At 59.2% G+C, this 18,472-nt stretch carries 15 protein-coding genes; 10 read left to right on the top strand and 5 right to left on the bottom strand.

What is annotated here, in order from left to right; translation table 11 throughout:
• Positions 1–108 precede the first annotated feature (108 nt).
• Positions 109–1,290 (bottom strand): NO-inducible flavohemoprotein, encoded by a 1,182-nt coding sequence (gene hmpA / locus PFAS1_RS16755; protein ID WP_076029847.1) that lies wholly within the window; start codon positions 1,288–1,290, stop codon positions 109–111.
• A 156-nt stretch (positions 1,291–1,446) separates the two neighbouring features.
• Between hmpA and norR the strand changes: the two genes are divergently transcribed.
• The 5 genes from norR (at position 1,447) to PFAS1_RS16730 (ending at position 5,813) form a co-directional block, all read left to right on the top strand.
• Complete coding sequence (gene norR, locus PFAS1_RS16750; protein WP_074880025.1) at positions 1,447–2,997, top strand: nitric oxide reductase transcriptional regulator NorR; 1,551 nt, start codon at positions 1,447–1,449, stop codon at positions 2,995–2,997.
• 185 nt (positions 2,998–3,182) lie between these two features.
• On the top strand, positions 3,183–4,085 hold the full coding sequence (locus PFAS1_RS16745) for a chemotaxis protein CheV (protein ID WP_074880028.1): 903 nt from the start codon (positions 3,183–3,185) through the stop codon (positions 4,083–4,085).
• A gap of 27 nt (positions 4,086–4,112) precedes the next feature.
• Positions 4,113–4,571: a GNAT family N-acetyltransferase gene (locus tag PFAS1_RS16740; protein WP_076029846.1), complete on the top strand. Its 459-nt coding sequence runs from the start codon at positions 4,113–4,115 to the stop codon at positions 4,569–4,571.
• Between the two features lie 81 nt (positions 4,572–4,652).
• Entirely contained in the window at positions 4,653–4,979 is a 327-nt protein-coding gene (locus PFAS1_RS16735) for a hypothetical protein (RefSeq protein WP_076029845.1), read from the top strand.
• 84 nt (positions 4,980–5,063) lie between these two features.
• On the top strand, positions 5,064–5,813 hold the full coding sequence (locus PFAS1_RS16730) for a YkgJ family cysteine cluster protein (RefSeq protein WP_076029844.1): 750 nt from the start codon (positions 5,064–5,066) through the stop codon (positions 5,811–5,813).
• Between the two features lie 59 nt (positions 5,814–5,872).
• Here PFAS1_RS16730 and PFAS1_RS16725 read toward each other — a convergent pair whose 3' ends face one another.
• Both PFAS1_RS16725 and PFAS1_RS16720 read right to left on the bottom strand, forming a co-directional pair.
• Entirely contained in the window at positions 5,873–7,012 is a 1,140-nt protein-coding gene (locus tag PFAS1_RS16725) for a transporter substrate-binding domain-containing protein (RefSeq protein WP_076029843.1), read from the bottom strand.
• Between the two features lie 143 nt (positions 7,013–7,155).
• Entirely contained in the window at positions 7,156–7,413 is a 258-nt protein-coding gene (locus PFAS1_RS16720) for a hypothetical protein (RefSeq protein WP_007943495.1), read from the bottom strand.
• 643 nt (positions 7,414–8,056) lie between these two features.
• Here PFAS1_RS16720 and PFAS1_RS16715 point away from each other — a divergent pair.
• The 5 genes from PFAS1_RS16715 (at position 8,057) to PFAS1_RS16695 (ending at position 16,061) form a co-directional block, all read left to right on the top strand.
• A complete protein-coding gene (locus PFAS1_RS16715; protein ID WP_076029842.1) occupies positions 8,057–9,217 on the top strand; it encodes an efflux RND transporter periplasmic adaptor subunit in 1,161 nt (386 codons plus the stop codon).
• The gene (locus PFAS1_RS16710) at positions 9,214–12,318 is read left to right on the top strand and encodes a multidrug efflux RND transporter permease subunit (RefSeq protein ID WP_076029841.1); all 3,105 of its coding nucleotides are present in this window, start codon (positions 9,214–9,216) and stop codon (positions 12,316–12,318) included. The genes PFAS1_RS16715 and PFAS1_RS16710 overlap by 4 nt, the downstream gene beginning before the upstream one ends.
• Before the next feature lie 364 nt (positions 12,319–12,682).
• The gene (locus tag PFAS1_RS16705) at positions 12,683–12,907 is read left to right on the top strand and encodes a hypothetical protein (RefSeq protein ID WP_074880051.1); all 225 of its coding nucleotides are present in this window, start codon (positions 12,683–12,685) and stop codon (positions 12,905–12,907) included.
• Between the two features lie 194 nt (positions 12,908–13,101).
• Entirely contained in the window at positions 13,102–14,421 is a 1,320-nt protein-coding gene (locus PFAS1_RS16700; RefSeq protein ID WP_076029840.1) for an OprD family porin, read from the top strand.
• Between the two features lie 146 nt (positions 14,422–14,567).
• Positions 14,568–16,061, top strand: coding sequence for a sensor domain-containing diguanylate cyclase (locus PFAS1_RS16695; protein WP_076029839.1), 1,494 nt, complete (start codon positions 14,568–14,570; stop codon positions 16,059–16,061).
• A 114-nt stretch (positions 16,062–16,175) separates the two neighbouring features.
• Here the strand turns inward: PFAS1_RS16695 and lpxC are convergent, their stop codons facing one another.
• Positions 16,176–17,087 carry a UDP-3-O-acyl-N-acetylglucosamine deacetylase gene (gene lpxC, locus PFAS1_RS16690; protein ID WP_008147525.1) on the bottom strand — a complete coding sequence of 304 codons (912 nt, stop codon included), beginning with the start codon at positions 17,085–17,087 and terminating at the stop codon, positions 16,176–16,178.
• A 112-nt stretch (positions 17,088–17,199) separates the two neighbouring features.
• Positions 17,200–18,393, bottom strand: a complete 1,194-nt coding sequence (ftsZ, locus tag PFAS1_RS16685) for a cell division protein FtsZ (protein WP_033061342.1) — start codon at positions 18,391–18,393, stop codon at positions 17,200–17,202.
• Positions 18,394–18,472: the final 79 nt, after the last annotated feature.

Raw genomic sequence — 18,472 nt, 5'->3', positions numbered from 1 at the left:
CTTGCTCCCGCTGGACTGCGCAGCAGTCCCTTCTTTTCAGGTAGAGCGGGGCCGGTTCCCGGCCCAGCGGGAGCAAGCTCCCTCGCCACAGGTTTCTCGCTTTAGTGGTTACTCCAGAACCGACGCCGGCCCGAAGAACTCGTAACGGCTTTGCTTCTCCGGTACACCCAACGCTTTCAGGTGACGCTTCACCGCCGCCATGAAGCCTTTAGGGCCGAGGAAGTACGCGTCCAGATCGCGCTGCTGCGGCAACCACTCGCCCAGTTGCTCCTGACTCAACAACCCAACCTTGTCCGCAGCCGGGCTCACGCCGTCATCTTCGTCGTAGCAATAAAAGCGTTTGAGTTGCGGATGACGCTCGGCCAAGCCATCGATCCAGTCGCGGAAGGCGTGAACGCTACCGTTACGTGCGCAGTGGATAAAGTGCACCGGCCGTTCGGTCGCCAGCGCCGCTTCGAGCATTGCCAGGGTCGGAGTGATGCCGACGCCGCCGCTGATCAGCACCAGCGGTTTGTCGCTGTCGGTCAGAGTGAATTCGCCCGATGGCGGGAACAACTGGATGCTGGAGCCCACATGCAAATGATCGTGCAGGTGGTTGGAGGCGCGGCCACCGGTTTCACGTTTGACGCTGATCCGGTACTGGCCCTTGTTGGTCAAGGCCGACAGCGAGTAGTTACGACGAATTTCTTCGCCATCGAGGATCAGTTTCATGCCGATGTACTGGCCTGGCTCTGCCGCCAGAATCGGGCCTTTGTCGGCCGGTTCAAAGTAGAACGAGGTGATTTCCTCGCTTTCGTCGATCTTGGCCACCACGATGAATTCCCGCGCCCCGCGCCAGCCGCCCGGTGCCTGCTCCTTCTGGTCATAGATGCTGGTTTCGGCGCCGATCAGGATGTCGGCCAATTGACCGTAAGCAGCCCCCCAGGCAGCCATTACTTCAGGTGTGGCGATCTCTTCACCCAGCACTTCAGAGATGGCTCGCAGCAGGCATGAACCGACAATAGGGTAATGTTCCGGAAGGATTTGCAGGGCCACGTGCTTGTTGATGATCTTGGCCACCAGGTCGCCCAACTGGTCGAGCTGATCGATGTGCCGCGCATACATCAAGACACCGTTGGCCAGGGCACGCGGCTGATCACCGCTGGCCTGGTGGGCCTGGTTGAACAGCGGGCGAACTTCCGGGTACTCGGACAGCATCATGCGGTAGAAATGGGTGATCAATGCTTCGCCACCGCTTTCCAGCAAGGGCACAGTGGATTTGACGATTGCACGGTCTTGAACGCTAAGCATAAGGCGACTCCTGAACTACTTGGATTGCTAACTGTTTGCCTTATAGCTATCAGTTTTCGTGCCAAAAATTAAAACCCTATAAATCAACAAGTTAAATTCTTGATAGTCATATCGACACACCCTGACTTATAGTCATACCGACTACACGGAGTCACTATGACTGCAAAAGCCTTGCTCACCACCCTGCTGCCACTGGTCGCTGACCTGTCCCGCGAACTCCCTGAAGGCGAGCGCTATCGACGCTTGCTCGAAGCCATGCGCGCCTTGCTCCCGTGCGATGCCGCCGCCCTGCTGCGACTTGATGGCGAATGGCTGGTGCCACTGGCCGTCGACGGGTTGAGCACCGACACCCTCGGCCGACGCTTCAAAGTCAGCGAACACCCGCGTTTCGAAGCGCTGCTCAGCAGCCACGGCCCGACCCGTTTTGCCGCCGACAGCGACCTGCCCGACCCTTACGACGGATTGGTCGATGGCCTCGATGAGCATCTGGAAGTCCACGATTGCATGGGTTGCCCGCTGTTTATCGATGAGCGTCCGTGGGGTTTGCTGACCCTCGACGCCCTCGATCCGGAGCGCTTCGAACCGATCGAACTGGACGCCCTGGAAGCTTTCGCCAGCCTCGCCGCCGCCACCGTCAACGCCGCCGAGCGCATCGAACGCCTGGCCAATCGTGTCGAAGACGAACATCAGCGTGCCGAGGTTTACCGACAGGCCAGCGGCCAGCAGAACCGCGAGATGATTGGCCAGAGCAAGGCCCACAAACGGTTGGTGGAAGAAATCAATCTGGTGGGCGGCAGCGACCTTACCGTGCTGATCACCGGCGAAACCGGAGTCGGCAAGGAACTGGTCGCCCAAGCCATCCACGCCGCATCGCCCCGGGCTGACAAGCCGATCATCAGCCTCAACTGCGCCGCGCTGCCGGACACACTGGTGGAGAGCGAATTGTTCGGCCACGTTCGCGGCGCCTTCACCGGCGCGATGAACGATCGGCGCGGCAAGTTTGAACTGGCCAATGGCGGCACGCTGTTTCTCGATGAAGTCGGTGAGCTGTCCCTGACCGTCCAGGCCAAATTGCTGCGCGTCCTGCAAAGCGGTCAGCTGCAGCGATTGGGGTCGGATAAAGAGCATCTGGTCGACGTACGACTGATCGCCGCGACCAACCGCGACCTGGCCGAGGAAGTGCGCAGCGGCCGCTACCGCGCCGACTTCTATCACCGTCTGAGCGTTTATCCGCTGCTGGTGCCAGCGTTGCGTGACCGTGGGCGGGATGTGCTGCTGCTCAGCGGCTACTTCCTGGAGCAAAACCGCTCGCGCATGGGCCTCAACAGCCTGCGGCTGACCAGCGATGCGCAGGCGGCATTGCTGGCCTATACATGGCCGGGCAATGTGCGGGAGCTGGAACACTTGATTGGCCGCAGTGCCTTGAAGGCGTTGGGTAACTGCAAGGAACGGCCGAAGATTCTGAGTTTGAGCGCGGCGGATCTGGATTTGCCCAATGGCAGCGTTGAGCTGGCAACCGAGCCGGTCCCTGCCAGCCCTGCGGCTTTGGTCTCGGGAGACTTGCGGGCGGCGACCGAGGATTATCAGCGTCGACTGATCAACGCCTGCCTGGAACGGCACCATAACAATTGGGCAAGCGCAGCGCGTGAGCTAGGCTTGGATCGGGCGAATCTTGGAAGGATGGCCAAACGCCTGGGCATGAAGTAACCCGATCAGTGTGGCGAATGGGATCCTTGTGGCGAGGGGGCTTGCCCCCTCACCACAGGGTTTGCTGTTGGACCAATGGATAGGGAATAACCCTAAAGCCTGCCCGTAACAAGTCGATAACCCGGCATCGATAGCTGTTGGCGATCCTCGCGACTGCCCATCACCTTTTTCCACAGAAGGTTTTTATGTCTTCAAACAAAGCCCGCGCAGATTCACTTTCGCTTCTGCTGTTTACCTTGCGCAGCGGCAAGCTGATGGCGATCAACCTGCTGAAAGTCAGCGAAATCATTCCCTGCCCACCGCTGACCAAGCTGCCGGAGGCGCATCCCCACGTCAAAGGCATCGCCACCTTGCGCGGCGCGTCGTTATCAGTGATCGACCTCAGCCGTGCCATCGGCGAACGACCGCTGGAAGACCCGAACGGTGGCTGCCTGATCGTCACCGATGTCAGCCGCTCCAAGCAGGGTTTGCACGTTCAAGCCGTGAGCAAGATCGTCCACTGCCTGACCACCGACATCCGTCCGCCGCCGTTTGGCTCTGGCGGCGTGCGTTCGTACATCACTGGCGTGACCTCGGTCGACGGCACGTTGGTACAGGTGCTGGACATCGAAAAAGTGATCCATGGCATCGCCCCGGCGCAGATCGAAACGGCGCCGACCGAACTGAGCATGGAAGACGCCGAAGTACTCGGCAACGCGCGGATTCTGGTGGTCGATGACAGCCAGGTGGCGTTGCAACAATCAGTGCACACCCTGCGCAACCTCGGCCTGCAATGCCACACCGCTCGCAGTGCCAAGGAAGCCATCGACTGCCTGCTGGACCTGCAAGGCACGGCCCAGCAAATCAACCTGATCGTCTCGGACATCGAAATGTCGGAGATGGACGGTTACGCATTTACCCGAACCCTGCGCGAAACCCCCGACTTCTCGCACCTCTATGTGCTGCTGCACACCTCTTTGGACAGCGCGATGAACAGCGAAAAGGCCCGTCTTGCCGGCGCGAACGCAGTGCTGACCAAGTTCTCCTCGCCAGAACTGACCAAGTGCCTGATCGAAGCGGCCAAGGCGGTCGCTGAACAAGGTCATTGAGGCTTGAGCAAGGACTTCTGTTTTCTGATGCGGCGTAACCTCGCTGAAGTTGTGCCCGCAATCACTTGGCCTGAGGGAATCGTCCTCAGCGAATACCGCCCCGATCTGGCTGAAGCCATTCATCGTTTGATGGAATTGGGCTATCAGGAAGGTGGCGGTCGCGTGCCGGCGCTGGACGTGTGGCAACAGCGTTTTGAAACCGATCCTGAATATGATCCGAGCCTGTGTTTCATCGCTCTGGATGCCGAAGGCATCGTTGGGGTGTGCCAGTGCTGGACCAGCGCCTACATCAAGAACCTGGTCGTCCATCCACGAGCTCAGGGCCAAGGTTTGGGACGCGCGTTGCTGCTACATGCTTTCAACATTTTTCAGCAACGGCGCGAGGGTTTCGTCGACTTGAAGGTGCTGGAAGACAACCTTCGGGCGCAGCGGCTGTATGAAAGTGCCGGGATGCGCGTGGTCCGCCGGGAACCGGTTCCGGCCTGACTGTGGCGAGGGGGCCGACACATTCAACCTGAAACCATCAGGCATACTCCAACCTTGCCCCCCCCCAAGGATGCCCGCCCCATGAAAGCCGCAAGCCTGACCTTCCTCTGCCTCACCGCTCTCGCCTTTCAGGCTCACGCATCCAGCACCGACGCCTGGGCCGCCTACGACAAAGCCGTGCTCGCCAGTTGCACCAAGGCCAGCGGTTTGAAAAATGCCAAACCCGTGGGCAACGCCGCGCAGTTCGATGACCGGGTTGGCTACACCGCACTGCTGGTGCAAGGCCAATACCCGCAAAAACACATGAAAGGCCAACAAGGCACCGAACTGTGTCTCTATAACAAAAAAAGCAAAACCGCCTACGTCACCGAATGGGACTCCATTCGCCCAACCGCCAAGGCGCAGTGACTGGCGCATAACTTGCTTCGATAGCGGCCTTTGCGGCGACATTCTGTCGCCGTTTTCATGTTCTTCAATGCAACTGGCCGTTCAATGAATACGACGTTTTCCTGCGTAGGCTGTGGCAAATGCTGCAACGACCATCACGTGCCCCTGACCCTGCCCGAAGCGCGGATGTGGGCGGCCGATGGCGGTCAAGTGATCGTGCTGGTGGAAGGTTTCCTCGGCAATGGCCTGGGCTTGCAAGAGCAGCAGCGCGAACATGCCGAACGCCGCTCAGTGAAGGTTCGAAGCGGCGTATCCGAGGCGTACATAGCCATCACTTTTGCCGCTTACAACGTCGGTCCTTGCCGGAATCTTGACGACGACAACCTCTGCCGCATCTATGAACGCCGACCGCTGGTGTGCCGCATCTACCCGATGGAAATCAATCCGCATATTCCCCTGAACACTGCGGCGAAAGAATGTCCGCCCGAGTCGTGGGAAAAGGGACCGAACCTGATTGTGGGAGGTGAATTGGTCGATCAGGAGTTGGCGGAATTAATCCAGCGCTCCCGTCAGGCGGATCGCGATGACATTCGGACCAAGGAAGCGATTTGCGCGTTGCTGGGGATTGGGACTACAGCGTTGAAGGGTGATGGGTTTACCGCTTACCTGCCGGACATGACGGCGTTCGCGAGGGTCATCGATCAGGTTGCGGCGCAGCCATTGGTCGGGTCAGGCGCTGACTGGTTATTTCATGTGTCGGGCGAGGACATCGCCGGGCAAGTGCAGGCGGCGGGTGCGCAAGTGGCGACAGATACGCCAGCGAACTATGCGTTTATTTCGTTGCGGGTGGCCTGAGGCGCCAGTCTCGGAATCACTGCGCAATACCGTTGCGCAGTGATTCGTCGCCAAGAAGATTAGCTGGCCGTCACTGCCAGACATTCCACTTCTACCCGCGCGTTCTCGACCAACTTGCCGGCAAACGTCGTACGTGCGGGCAAACGATCTGCCGCAAAGAAACTGCGATACACAGCATTCATGGCGGAAAAGTCCCTTATGTCGGCAAGGATGACCGTGCATTTGGCCACTTGAGCCAGGGACGAACCGTTGCGTTGCAGCGCGGTACGCAAGTTCTCCATGACCTGGGTCGTCTGCGGGCCGATGCCGCCCTTCACCAGTTCGCCATCAGCCCCGAGGCCGAGCACCCCGGAAAGGTAAAGGGTCTCGCCGACCTGCACCGCATCGGAAAATGCCAGACCTTCCTCATTCGCAATGTAGCGTGGTGAGTCTGGCACTGCGGGCGGCAAATAACGCTGGGTAATTGCCTGATACTGGCCATTTTGCTTAAGACGCTCCAGCGCCGCATTCAGGTTATCGCGCAGCAGAGTGTCGGTTTTTCGCACGGCCATGGCCACGCCACTGCCCAGCATCGGGTCCCTGACAGGGGCTCCGGCAAACTCGAAAGCCTGCCCTTGGGGCAGGCTTAATAACGCGTGGGTAATTTCAACGGAGTCTTGCAGGGTGGCATCGATATCACCCGCGAGCAGGCTGTCGACCAATTGGTTGTTGAAATTGAAACTGCGCACCGTCACCCCGGCCGCTGCCCAGCGAGCCTTGGCGAAAGCCTCGCGGCTTGTGCCCGCAAGCACGCCGATACGCTTGCCCTTGAGTGATTGCGCATCCGGCTGCAGATTCGAGCCCACGCGAGCCACCAGACGGTTACTCAAGGGATACAGGTCTTCGGTGAAATCAACCTGCTCACGACGCGCAGGGGTGGCGGTCATCGGCATGATCACGTCGAAACGGTTGGCTTCAAGGGCATGAAGGTTGGTCGCGTAATCCTGATCAACCCAGACACAGCGGGATTTGAGTTCGGCACACAGCGCGTTGCCCAACTCGATATTCAATCCGACCAGCTCACCCTTGTCGTTACGGCTCTCGAACGGCGGAACCAGCGCTTCGACACCGAAACGGATTTGTGGATCGGGCACAGTCGACATGCAGCCAGTGGTCAGGGCCACCAGCGACAGGAAAGAGAGGGTTTTTACCAGAGACATTTTTGGCGGCCTGCATCGAAAATTCACGGGCATGAATCTTCGACGAGAGGCCACCGACTTTCCCAGAGGACGAATCGCTCATCCTTGTGGGAACTATCTCAATGACAGACAGAACAATTACCGCGCAACAAAATGCCCGACCGTCAGCGCTTGCCCATCGAGCGACGAGTGCCAGGAGGCGCTGCGCCCGGGGTCTTGGTATGGCCGTTCTTTGCGCCGTTCTTGTACCAGGGCTGGCTGGCATTCTTCGCGGCGGCCAGGTCGCCCGGCTTGAACGGGAACTTGAACGCCGGGATCGCGGCTTTGGTTTCGCTGTCTGCGCTGGAGTCGACGCTGTCTGGCAGGTCTGCCTGGTCGTCGCTCAAAGCGTCGGCAACCGGCGGTTGTGTCGGGGAAGTCATGAAAGCTCCGGGTGATGCAATAGAGTCGGGCCCGATCAGCGAGCCGCGAAAGGCGGCAGTATACCTGTGTCGGGAGTTGCAAGCTTCAAGCAGCAAGCGAGTCCGTCGGGTTTTGTATTGACTGACCTGACGCCTTCGTCGGAACCCGCCCGGACCCAATTGAACAGTATCCATCTGAGCGACATTGGTCGGCTGTCAGGCCGCCATCGCGAGCAGGCTCGCTCACAGGAGATCGCGTACGCCTTTCGCCTTTCGCTCCTCACCACTCATCAGGCCGAGCGTTAGCTCGCCTGCAGCTCTTGATCTTGATCCACCCGCCCCTTCGGAACGAAGGAACGCCGAGCCCAAGCGAGGGGCCGGACGCCGGGGCGAGACTTTTTGGTTCATTTTGTGGCGTTTGACAAAAGGGACTCGCCGTAAGGGCGAAACCCTAAGCCGCCGTTACCGCAGAAACGGATATGTACACCACCAACAGCAACATGGTCGGCCCAAAGGCCGCCAAGGAAGGATCGGCATCGCCCCGCAGCGGTCCAAACTGACAGCGCCGTCAGTTAGCATTCACCTCCCTGACCGGCGAACAGGTTTATAAAGGAAGATACAAACCTGAAAAAAAACCGACCCACAGCCCCGGCGCCCCACTCGCATGCGAATTCAGAAAAAACCCGCCTTGCTCGCAGCCCTTCTGATCGTCCTGGCAGCGCTGGGCCTGTGGTACGCCAACAAACCCGTTGCCACCAAACTGACCGCCCCCTCTGCGATCCCCGTTCGGGTAGTGAACGTCATCGAAAAAGACGTCCCACGCTACGTCAGCGGCATCGGCTCGGTGCTGTCCCTGCATAGCGTTGTGGTGCGTCCGCAAATCGACGGCATCCTCACCAAAATCCTGGTCAAGGAAGGCCAACGGGTGAACAAAGGCGATCTGCTCGCCACCATCGACGACCGCTCGATCCGCGCCAGCCTCGAACAGGCCCGGGCACAACTTGGCGAAAGCCTGGCGCAACTGCAAGTGGCGCAGGTCAACCTCAAGCGCTACAAACTGTTGAGCGTGGACGACGGGGTTTCCAAGCAGACCTACGACCAGCAACAAGCCCTGGTCAACCAACTCAAAGCCACCGCCCAAGGTAACCAGGCCTCAATCGACGCCGCTCAAGTGCAGCTCTCCTACACACAGATTCGCTCCCCGGTGACCGGTCGCGTCGGTATTCGCACGGTGGATGAAGGCAACTTCCTGCGCATGACCGACGCTCAAGGCCTGTTCACGGTGACCCAGATCGACCCGATCGCCGTGGAGTTTTCCCTGCCGCAACACATGTTGCCGACCCTGCAAGGCCTGATCAACGATCCCCGGCACACGCCGGTCAAGGCTTACATCGGTGCCGACACCGATGGGGAAACCGGCAACCTGCTGGGCGAAGGCCGCCTGACCCTGATCGACAACCAGATCAACGCCAACACCGGGACCATCCGCGCCAAGGCCGAATTCGCCAACCCCGCACAGAAACTCTGGCCGGGCCTGCTGGTAACGGTAAAGATTCAGACAGCACTGGATAAAAATGCGCTGGTAGTGCCGCCTACCGTCGTACAACGTGGCCTCGATCAACATTTCGTCTACCGGGTCAATGGCGACAAGGTCGAAGTCGTTCAGGTGCAGATGGTTCATCAAGGCAGCGGCCAGGACCTCATCAAGGGCGTGAAACCGGGCGACGTACTGGTCAGCGACGGCCAGTCGCGGCTCAAACCGGGTTCGACCGTGCAGGTCGTGACCGACCCACCGCAAGTGGTGCAATCGGAGCCGAAACCATGAAGGGCCATGGTTCGATTTCCGCGTGGTGCATCGATCATCCGGTGGCGACGGTCCTGCTGACCTTTGCCTTGGTGCTGCTCGGTGTCATCGCCTTCCCGCGACTGCCGATTGCACCACTGCCGGAAGCGGAATTCCCGACCATCCAGGTGGCCGCGCAATTACCCGGCGCCAACCCCGAAACCATGGCCTCGTCGGTGGCCACGCCGCTTGAAGTGCAATTCAGCGCCATCCCCGGCGTGACCCAGATGACCTCGAGCAGCGCCCTGGGCTCGACCATCCTGACCCTGCAATTCACCCTCGACAAAAGCATCGACACCGCCGCGCAGGAAGTCCAGGCCGCGATCAACACCGCCGCCGGCAAACTGCCCAAGGACATGCCGAACCTGCCGAACTGGAGGAAGGTCAACCCGGCCGATAGCCCGGTGCTGATCCTCAGCATCCACTCGCCGCAAATGCCCGGCACCGAAGTCAGTGACCTGGTGGAAACCCTGCTCGCCCGTCAGATCAGCCAGATCGACGGCGTAGGCAATATCAACATCACCGGTCAGCAACGTCCGGCGATCCGGGTGCAGGCGTCAGCAGACAAACTCGCTGCCATCGGCCTGACGCTGGCGGACATTCGCCTGGCAATCCAGCAGACCAGCCTCAATCTGGCCAAAGGGGCGTTGTACGGCGAGTCGAGCATTTCGACCTTGTCCACCAACGACCAATTGTTCCACCCCGAGGAATACGGTCAGCTGATTGTTTCCTACAAGGACGGCGCACCGGTTCATCTCAAGGATGTGGCCAAAGTCGTCAACGGTTCGGAAGACGCCTACATCCAGGCGTGGGCTGATGGTAAGCCGGGGGTGAACCTGGTGATTTTCCGGCAACCGGGGGCCAACATCGTCGCGACCGTCGACCGAATTCAAGCAGCCCTGCCGGCGCTGGAGGCCATGCTGCCGGCCTCGGTGCAGGTCAACGTGCTGGTCGACCGCACCCAGACCATCCGCGCGTCGTTGCATGAAGTGGAAATCACCCTGCTGATCGCGATCCTGCTGGTGGTGGCGGTGATGGCGCTGTTCCTGCGGCAGTTGTCGGCGACCCTGATCGTGGCGTCGGTGCTCGGTGTGTCGCTGATCGCCAGTTTTGCCCTGATGTACATCATGGGTTTCAGCCTGAATAACCTGACGCTGGTGGCGATCGTGGTGTCCGTCGGGTTTGTGGTGGACGATGCGATTGTGGTGGTGGAAAACATTCACCGTCACCTGGAAGCCGGCGACGGCAGGCGCGAAGCGGCGATCAAGGGTGCCGGCGAGATCGGCTTTACCGTGGTCTCGATCAGCTTCTCGCTGGTGGCGGCGTTCATTCCGCTGCTGTTCATGAGCGGCGTGGTCGGGCGACTGTTCAAGGAGTTCGCCCTGACCGCTACCTCGACCATCATGATTTCGGTGGTGGTGTCCCTGACGCTGGCACCGACGTTGGCCGCGCTATTCATGCGTGCGCCGCAACACCGCCAATCGGGCTTCGGCGAACGCTTGCTGGCGCTGTATGAAAAAGGCCTGCGCCGGGCCCTCGCCCATCAGAAGTTGATGATCGGTGTATTCGGCCTGTCCCTCGGCTTGGCGGTCGCCGGGTACATTTTCATTCCGAAGGGTTTCTTCCCCGTGCAGGACACCGGTTTCGTCCTCGGCACCACCGAAGCAGCGGCGGACATCTCCTACGGCGACATGGTGAAAAAACACCTGGCAATGGCCGAAATCGTCGCCGCCGACCCCGCTGTCGAGACGTTCTCACACTCGGTTGGCGTTGCGGGCAGCAACCAGACCATCGCTAACGGCCGCTTCTGGATTTCGCTGAAAAAGCGCGGCGATCGTGACGTGTCCGCCAGCCAGTTCATCGACCGGATTCGCCCGCAACTGATGAAAGTCCCGGGCATCGTGCTGTACCTGCGCGCCGGGCAAGACATCAACCTCAGTTCCGGTCCGAGTCGCGCGCAGTACCAATACGTGCTCAAGAGCAACGACGGTGCAGTCCTCAGCACCTGGACCCAGCGCCTGACGGAAAAGCTGCGCGCCAACCCGGCGTTCCGTGACATTTCCAACGACCTGCAACTGGGCGGCAGCATCACCCACATCAGCATTGACCGCAGCGCCGCAGCGCGTTTCGGCCTGACCGCCAGCGATGTCGATGAAGCGCTGTACGACGCCTTCGGCCAACGGCAGATCAACGAGTTCCAGACCCAGACCAACCAGTACAACGTGATTCTGGAACTGGACACCAAGCAGCGCGGCAAGGCCGAAAGCCTCAACTATTTCTACCTGCGCTCGCCGCTGAGCGGGGAAATGGTGCCGCTGTCGGCCCTGGCGAAATTCGATGCGCCAACCATCGGCCCGTTGTCCATCGCTCACGACGGGATGTTCCCGGCGGCCAACCTGTCGTTCAACCTGGCGCCCGGCGTCGCGTTGGGCGATGCGGTGATCATGCTCGACCAGGCCAAGACCGACATCGGCATGCCGGTGGCCATCAGTGGCAATTTCCAGGGCGCCGCCCAGGCGTTCCAGAGTTCGCTGGCCAGTCAGCCTTGGCTGATTCTGGCGGCGCTGGTCGCGGTGTACATCATTCTGGGCGTTCTGTATGAAAGCTTCGTGCATCCGCTGACGATCATTTCGACGCTGCCCTCGGCGGGGCTTGGGGCGGTTGTCATGCTGTGGATCTGCGGGCAGGACTTTTCGATCATGGCGTTGATCGGGCTGGTGCTGCTGATCGGCATCGTCAAGAAGAACGGCATTCTGATGATCGACTTCGCGCTGGACGCCCAACGTAACCGTGGCTTGCCTCCCGAAGAGGCGATCTATGAGGCGTGTATGACGCGGTTCCGTCCGATCATCATGACCACCCTCGCCGCCCTGCTCGGTGCCCTGCCGCTGATGCTCGGCTATGGCACCGGCGCCGAACTGCGCCAGCCGCTGGGGATCGCGGTGGTCGGCGGTTTGCTGGTGAGCCAGGCGCTGACGCTGTTCACCACGCCAGTCATATACTTGTGGCTCGAGCGGCTATTCCATCGGCACCCTCTCCCACCAGCATCAGCACCTCAACCGGCGCTGGCGACCACAGACTGAGGCGGGTCATTCGCGTTCTTCTTATCGAAGACGTCAAGGCCATTGCGCTGATTCACGGCGGGGATGTGTTTGTGCGCAGTGATCACGGCATGAATACCTTCGGTATCCATCTCCCGGTCTGCCCCCGCCAAATGATCGTTCCCACGCTCCGCGTGGGAATGCAGCCAGGGACGCTCCGCGTCCCATTCCAAGCCGAACGCGGAGCGTCCGTTGAGGCATTCCCATGCAGAGCGTGGGAACGATCGGTGGTCAACTGTTGCCTTAAGCGCAACAGTCCTTTCATGAATCCGCTCTTTTTCCCCTCGCCAATCCCCCTTATCTTTGCCGCACCAAACAGCACTTGCCAAGCAAGAAGGTTTTAAAGATGTCCAACACTATGGGTATTGCCAGCGCTTTCGTTTTGTCCTCTTTGTTTCTGTCTCCGTTCGCCATCGCTGAAGAGTCGCAGACGTTCGTCGCGCAAAACTCCGCACGCGCGGCTGCATTCGAACAGACTCACAACGAAATGACGGCCAAGGCTCAGGAAGCTGCGCAAACCCCTCAAGCGTCGAGCACTCAGGCCCGACCACCGATTGAGAAAGAAAGCTGATTGTTCAATATCGCTCTGTTTCCCTCGACACTTTTCATCGGCTCTTTCCTTTGAAAAGTTGTCTTCAAGCCGCTGCTATCAGCGGCTTTTTTTCGTTGTGGTTTAAAACAGTTTTAGTTCGTCTTCCCTAACAAGAAACATCCTGAGTCTCAAGACAATGAGGTTCTTAGTTCATCCAAGGAGCTTTACCGCTAGTGCGTTTCCCTCTCAGATTCAGCCCGTTGTTCATTGCAATCGCTGCAACGGTGACGCCTGTTGCTCACGCCGCAGACGACTCAAACGCCGAAGGTTTCGTTGAAGGATCGAGCCTCAACCTCAACGCCCGTAACTACTACATGAACCGCAACCGCCTGCAGCAGACGGACGACAACATTGAATGGGGCCAGGGTTTCCTTGGCCTCTTCGAATCGGGCTACACCCAAGGCGCCGTCGGTTTCGGCGTTGACGCCCATGCGATGCTCGGGCTCAAGCTCGACGGCGGTGGCGGTACCGATGGCTCGAGCATCCTGCCGGTCAGCGATGGCAACGGCAAAGCGCCGGGCTCGTTCTCGACGGCGGGGGGCACGCTGAAAATGCGTGCCTACGATACCGAACTGAAGGCCGGTGACTTGTTTCTCGCCAACCCGGTGATCGCCGGCGGCGAAACCCGCATGCTGCCCCAGACCTTTCGCGGCGTCAGCCTGACCAACCACCGTTTTGACGGCTGGATGATCGAAGGTGGCCAGGCGAGTTTCACCAAGCCTTACAACCAGAGTGGACACACCCGAATCGGCACGTCCTACGGCAGCCTGGCCGACGGTGACGAAAGTAAGCACCTGAATTGGGCCGGCGTGGCCTGGAGCGGCCTGCCGGGGTTGACCAGCAGCGTCTATGCTTCCGAACTCAAGGACATCTGGAACCAGTATTACTACGACCTGGATTACACCTACGCATTGAACGATCGGGTCAGCCTCAACCCCGGTCTGCATGCCTATCACACGCAAGACACCGGCGATGCGCTGCTGGGCCACATCGACAACAACACCTACAGCCTGCATTTCACCGTGGGGGTTGGCGATCACAGCGTTACCGCGGCCTATCAGCGGGTCAACGGCAACACACCGTTCGACTACATCAGCCAGGGCGACAGCGTCTACCTCGACAACTCCCAGCAGTATTCGGACTTCAACGGCCCGAACGAACGCTCATGGAAACTCAAGTACGCCTACGACTTTGTCGGACTCGGCCTCCCCGGCCTGACCTCGGCGGTCTCTTACTCCCGAGGTGAACTGGACCTGACCAAGGTCGATCCGGACAGTCCAGGTTATGCCTCGTGGTACAGCGCTGACGGCAAACACGCCAGGCACTGGGAACGTGACATCGACCTCAACTACGTGGTTCAGGGCGGCAAGGCCAAAAACCTGGCGCTGCGCCTGCAATGGGCGACCAACCGTGGAGGCAACGGCTATGGCGCGCTGGATCAGGACACCGATGAATACCGGGTGATCGTCGACTACCCGCTCAATGTCTTCTAAGCTTCAATAAGCAAAAGGCCAGCATGTTTTGCTGGCCTTTTTTTTACTCGGGATTTATACAGGCGCACCGAACGCAAATGGTTTCCGGGATTCTGCCTGAGTCTTGCAAAACACTTTAATAACGCCTCATTAGCAGAAGTAGAACCATGAGTGTGAGCAGTGCGACATCTCACCACCCGGTCCGGTCGACGCGATCGGAGCGGCTCCTGGTTCTCGGCAGTTTGCTGTTGGTGATTGCGATATTGAGCATCGTCGCGTTCCTGCTCATTCGCGAACGCGCCAATGCTGAACAGTCGGCCACTCGTGCAGCAACCAACATCGTGCAACTGATCGACGCCGACGTGCTGCGCAATGTCGAACTCTATGACCTGTCCTTGCTCGGCTTGATCGCCGCCTCCCAGCGTGAAGACCTCAAGAACGTTTCCCCTACCATCCGACACCTGGCCTTGTTTGACCGCGCCACTGCCGCGCCGTACAAGGGCGACATTTTGTTGCTGGACAACAAGGGCGACGTGATCGCCGACTCGGCCTCGGTAGACCCCAGAAAGGGCAATTTTGCTGACCGCGAATACTTTCAGTCGCACGTGAACAATCGCGACCCAAGCATGCTCATCAGCCGTCCTTTCCGCTCCAGACAACCTGAACATGAATGGCGAATCAGCTTCAGTCGCCGAATCAGCGGCTCACAGGGCGAATTTCTTGGCGTGGCCGAAGCCGCCATGCGCTTGAGTTATTTCGATCAACTGTTCAACAGCTTGAGCATCGGTCGTGACAGCTCGGTCAACCTGATCAGCTCGGACGGGATTCTTCTGGCCCAGGAGCCCCGCTTGGCCGAGGAGCTGATTGGCAAGGACTTCAGCAACCGTCCCAACTTCCAGCGCATCGTCAAAGAAGTCGACGGCAGCTTCACCGGTGTTTCAAGCCGCTATAAGGACAAACGCCTGTACACGTTCTCCAAGGTTGGCAACTTGCCGTTGATCGTCATCGTTGCGCTGTCCAGTGATGAAGTGTTTGCCTCGTGGAAGCGCACGGCGGTGGTGGTTAGCGTTGCGACGATGGCGCTGTGCATCGGCTTGCTCTGGCTGACCTGGCTGCTCAGCCGCGAACTGCGCCTGCGCCACCACGCCGAACAGGAACTGGCGCAACTGGCGGCCACCGATCCCTTGACCGGCCTGGCCAACCGCCGAACGCTGGATCAGGTGCTGCGGCATGAGTGGTTCCGCGCTCAACGTTCCGGCCAGCCTTTGTCGCTGCTGATGATAGATGCCGACCATTTCAAGGCGTTCAACGATCGTCATGGGCATCAGGCTGGCGATGATGCGTTGCGCTCGGTGGCCAAGGTGATCGCCGACAATGTGAGACGACCCGCTGACCTGGTCGCCCGTTATGGCGGTGAGGAGTTTTCGGTGATTCTCGCGGAAACCGACAGCCAGGGTGCACAACAGATTGCCGAACACATCCGCGCGACCGTAGAGCAGTTGCCGCGGGTGGCAGGTGCCGAGTCGCCGATTACTGTCAGTATCGGTATCAGCACCTGGACCACCTCCACCGACATCAGTCTCGAACAGCTATTGTTTGCAGCGGACAAGGCGCTGTATCAGGCCAAGGAAAGTGGGCGTAATCGGGTAGTCGCAGGATGATCGTTCCCACGCGGAGCGTGGGAACGATCATCGCAATGCGTGGGAACGATCGACTTTCCAGGCATAAAAAAAGGCCACCCGAAGGTAGCCTTTAAAAACTAGAGAGGTTTTTACTTACACGGCCGCAACTGGACGCATGTAAGAGATCGGTGCAGTGCTGGCGTCTTCGAAAGTCACGACTTCCCAAGCATCTGTCTGCTCAATCAACTTGCGCAGCAGCTGGTTGTTCAATGCATGTCCGGACTTGAAGCCCTTGAACTCACCAATCAGGCTATTGCCCAGCAGGTAGAGGTCACCAATTGCATCGAGGATCTTGTGCTTCACGAATTCGTCTTCATAGCGAAGGCCGTCTTCGTTCAGTACGCCATCCGCGTCGACCACAATAGCGTTTTCAACGCTGCCGCCGAGTGCGAGGTTGTGCTTGCGCAGGTACTCGATATCACTCATGAAACCAAAGGTACGGGCGCGGCTGACTTCTTTTACAAACGAAGTGCTGGAAAAATCCACGCTTGCACTTTGTGTGCGGTTACGGAAAACCGGGTGATCGAAATCGATCTCGAAACTCACCTTGAAGCCTTCGAAAGGGACGAAAGTGGCGCGCTTGTCGCCGTCTTCCACTGTCACTTCCCGCAGGATCCGGATGAACTTCTTCGGTGCGTCCTGTTCTTCCAGGCCGGCCGATTGAATCAGGAATACGAAAGGTCCAGCGCTACCATCCATGATCGGAACTTCAGACGCGGAGAGCTCGACGTAGGCGTTATCGATGCCCAGGCCAGCCATGGCCGAGAGCAAGTGCTCCACCGTATCCACTTTGGTGTCACCACTGACCAATGTGGTCGACATCGTGGTTTCACCAACGTTTTCCGCGCGGGCAGGAATCTGCACCACAGGGTCGAGATCGGCACGAACAAACACAATGCCGGTGTCGATAGGTGCGGGCTTGAGGGTCAGGTATACCTTTTCCCCGGAGTGCAGGCCTACACCTGTAGCACGGATAATATTTTTCAGTGTGCGTTGTTTAATCATGGCTTGGGCCGCTTCAGCGCAAATTGCGAACTGGTATCAACAAAGGCTGGCGATGATAGCAGACCAGACCTTTGCTGAACACCAATCACCTTCATAGCCCTGATACATTCCATCAATCGGCCTGACGACGCAGGAAAGCCGGGATGTCCAGGTAGTCCAGATCATCTTGCGGATTCATCTTCGCGGCAGTCGCAGCACCGGCCTGAGCCTGGTTGCGCATGACGGTCGGACGGTCCAGATCACGGTAGTTCACAGCAGGCGCTTCCTGACGCGAAGGCGCTTGTTGCTGCGGCTGCGAAGCCACGGACGTGTGCATGGTGTTGTCGATGACCTTTACAGGCTTCTCGATTTTTGCGCCCAAACCAGTGGCTACTACTGTTACGTGCAGCTCGTCGCGCATGTCCGGATCGATAACGGTACCGACCTTGACCATCGCGTGCTCGGAAGCGAAAGCTTCGATGATGCTACCCACGTCGGAGTACTCACCCAGGGACAGGTCAGGACCGGCGGTGATGTTCACCAGGATGCCGCGTGCACCTTGCAGGTTCACGTCTTCCAGCAATGGGTTGCGAATGGCCGCTTCGGTGGCCTCACGTGCACGGTTCGGACCGCTGGCGCAGCCAGTGCCCATCATCGCCATGCCCATTTCGCTCATCACGGTACGCACGTCGGCAAAGTCGACGTTGATCATGCCCGGACGCTTGATGATGTCGGAGATACCGCGAACGGCACCGGCCAGTACATCGTCGGCCTTGGCGAATGCGGACAGCAGGCTTGCGTCCTTGCCAAGGATGGTCAGCAGCTTCTCGTTGGGAATGGTGATCAACGAGTCGACGCTTTCAGACAGCAGACGGATGCCTTCATCGGCGATCTGCATGCGCTTGCGACCTTCGAACGGGAACGGACGAGTCACCACCGCAACGGTGAGAATCCCCATTTCCTTGGCCACTTCAGCAATGATCGGCGCAGCACCGGTACCGGTACCACCGCCCATGCCAGTGGTGATGAACACCATATTGGTGCCCTGCAGGACTTCGGCAATGCGCTCGCGATCTTCGAGAGCGGCCTGACGACCTACTTCAGGGTTGGCGCCAGCGCCGAGACCTTTGGTCACGCCGGTGCCCAGTTGCAGGATGGTCCGCGCGCCGATGCTTTTCAGCGCTTGGGCATCAGTGTTGGCGCAGATGAATTCAACGCCTTCAATGTTGCTCTTGACCATGTGGTTGACGGCGTTGCCGCCGCCTCCGCCAACACCGATAACTTTAATAACCGGGCTTGCGGGGATGTTGTCTACGAGTTCGAACATTTTCCCTCTCCTTTCATTTCTCTAGTTTTTTCGCCTACTGCGTTTTGCTGCTTTTACCGCTTGCCGCTTGAAACTTGTC

It is taken from the genome of Pseudomonas frederiksbergensis, assembly GCF_001952935.1.
Taxonomy (GTDB): domain Bacteria; phylum Pseudomonadota; class Gammaproteobacteria; order Pseudomonadales; family Pseudomonadaceae; genus Aquipseudomonas; species Aquipseudomonas frederiksbergensis.
Note: the sequence above shows the minus strand (reverse complement) of the source record. Positions and strands in the feature narration are given on the sequence as shown.

Excerpts from the sequence above, each read along its gene's own strand:
- hmpA (WP_076029847.1), bottom strand. The coding sequence starts at position 1,290 with ATGCTTAGCGTTCAAGACCGTGCAATCGTCAAATCCACTGTGCCCTTG.
- norR (WP_074880025.1), top strand. The coding sequence starts at position 1,447 with ATGACTGCAAAAGCCTTGCTCACCACCCTGCTGCCACTGGTCGCTGAC.
- PFAS1_RS16745 (WP_074880028.1), top strand. The coding sequence starts at position 3,183 with ATGTCTTCAAACAAAGCCCGCGCAGATTCACTTTCGCTTCTGCTGTTT.
- PFAS1_RS16740 (WP_076029846.1), top strand. The coding sequence starts at position 4,113 with ATGCGGCGTAACCTCGCTGAAGTTGTGCCCGCAATCACTTGGCCTGAG.
- PFAS1_RS16735 (WP_076029845.1), top strand. The coding sequence starts at position 4,653 with ATGAAAGCCGCAAGCCTGACCTTCCTCTGCCTCACCGCTCTCGCCTTT.
- PFAS1_RS16730 (WP_076029844.1), top strand. The coding sequence starts at position 5,064 with ATGAATACGACGTTTTCCTGCGTAGGCTGTGGCAAATGCTGCAACGAC.
- PFAS1_RS16725 (WP_076029843.1), bottom strand. The coding sequence starts at position 7,012 with ATGTCTCTGGTAAAAACCCTCTCTTTCCTGTCGCTGGTGGCCCTGACC.
- PFAS1_RS16720 (WP_007943495.1), bottom strand. The coding sequence starts at position 7,413 with ATGACTTCCCCGACACAACCGCCGGTTGCCGACGCTTTGAGCGACGAC.
- PFAS1_RS16715 (WP_076029842.1), top strand. The coding sequence starts at position 8,057 with ATGCGAATTCAGAAAAAACCCGCCTTGCTCGCAGCCCTTCTGATCGTC.
- PFAS1_RS16710 (WP_076029841.1), top strand. The coding sequence starts at position 9,214 with ATGAAGGGCCATGGTTCGATTTCCGCGTGGTGCATCGATCATCCGGTG.
- PFAS1_RS16705 (WP_074880051.1), top strand. The coding sequence starts at position 12,683 with ATGTCCAACACTATGGGTATTGCCAGCGCTTTCGTTTTGTCCTCTTTG.
- PFAS1_RS16695 (WP_076029839.1), top strand. The coding sequence starts at position 14,568 with ATGAGTGTGAGCAGTGCGACATCTCACCACCCGGTCCGGTCGACGCGA.
- lpxC (WP_008147525.1), bottom strand. The coding sequence starts at position 17,087 with ATGATTAAACAACGCACACTGAAAAATATTATCCGTGCTACAGGTGTA.
- ftsZ (WP_033061342.1), bottom strand. The coding sequence starts at position 18,393 with ATGTTCGAACTCGTAGACAACATCCCCGCAAGCCCGGTTATTAAAGTT.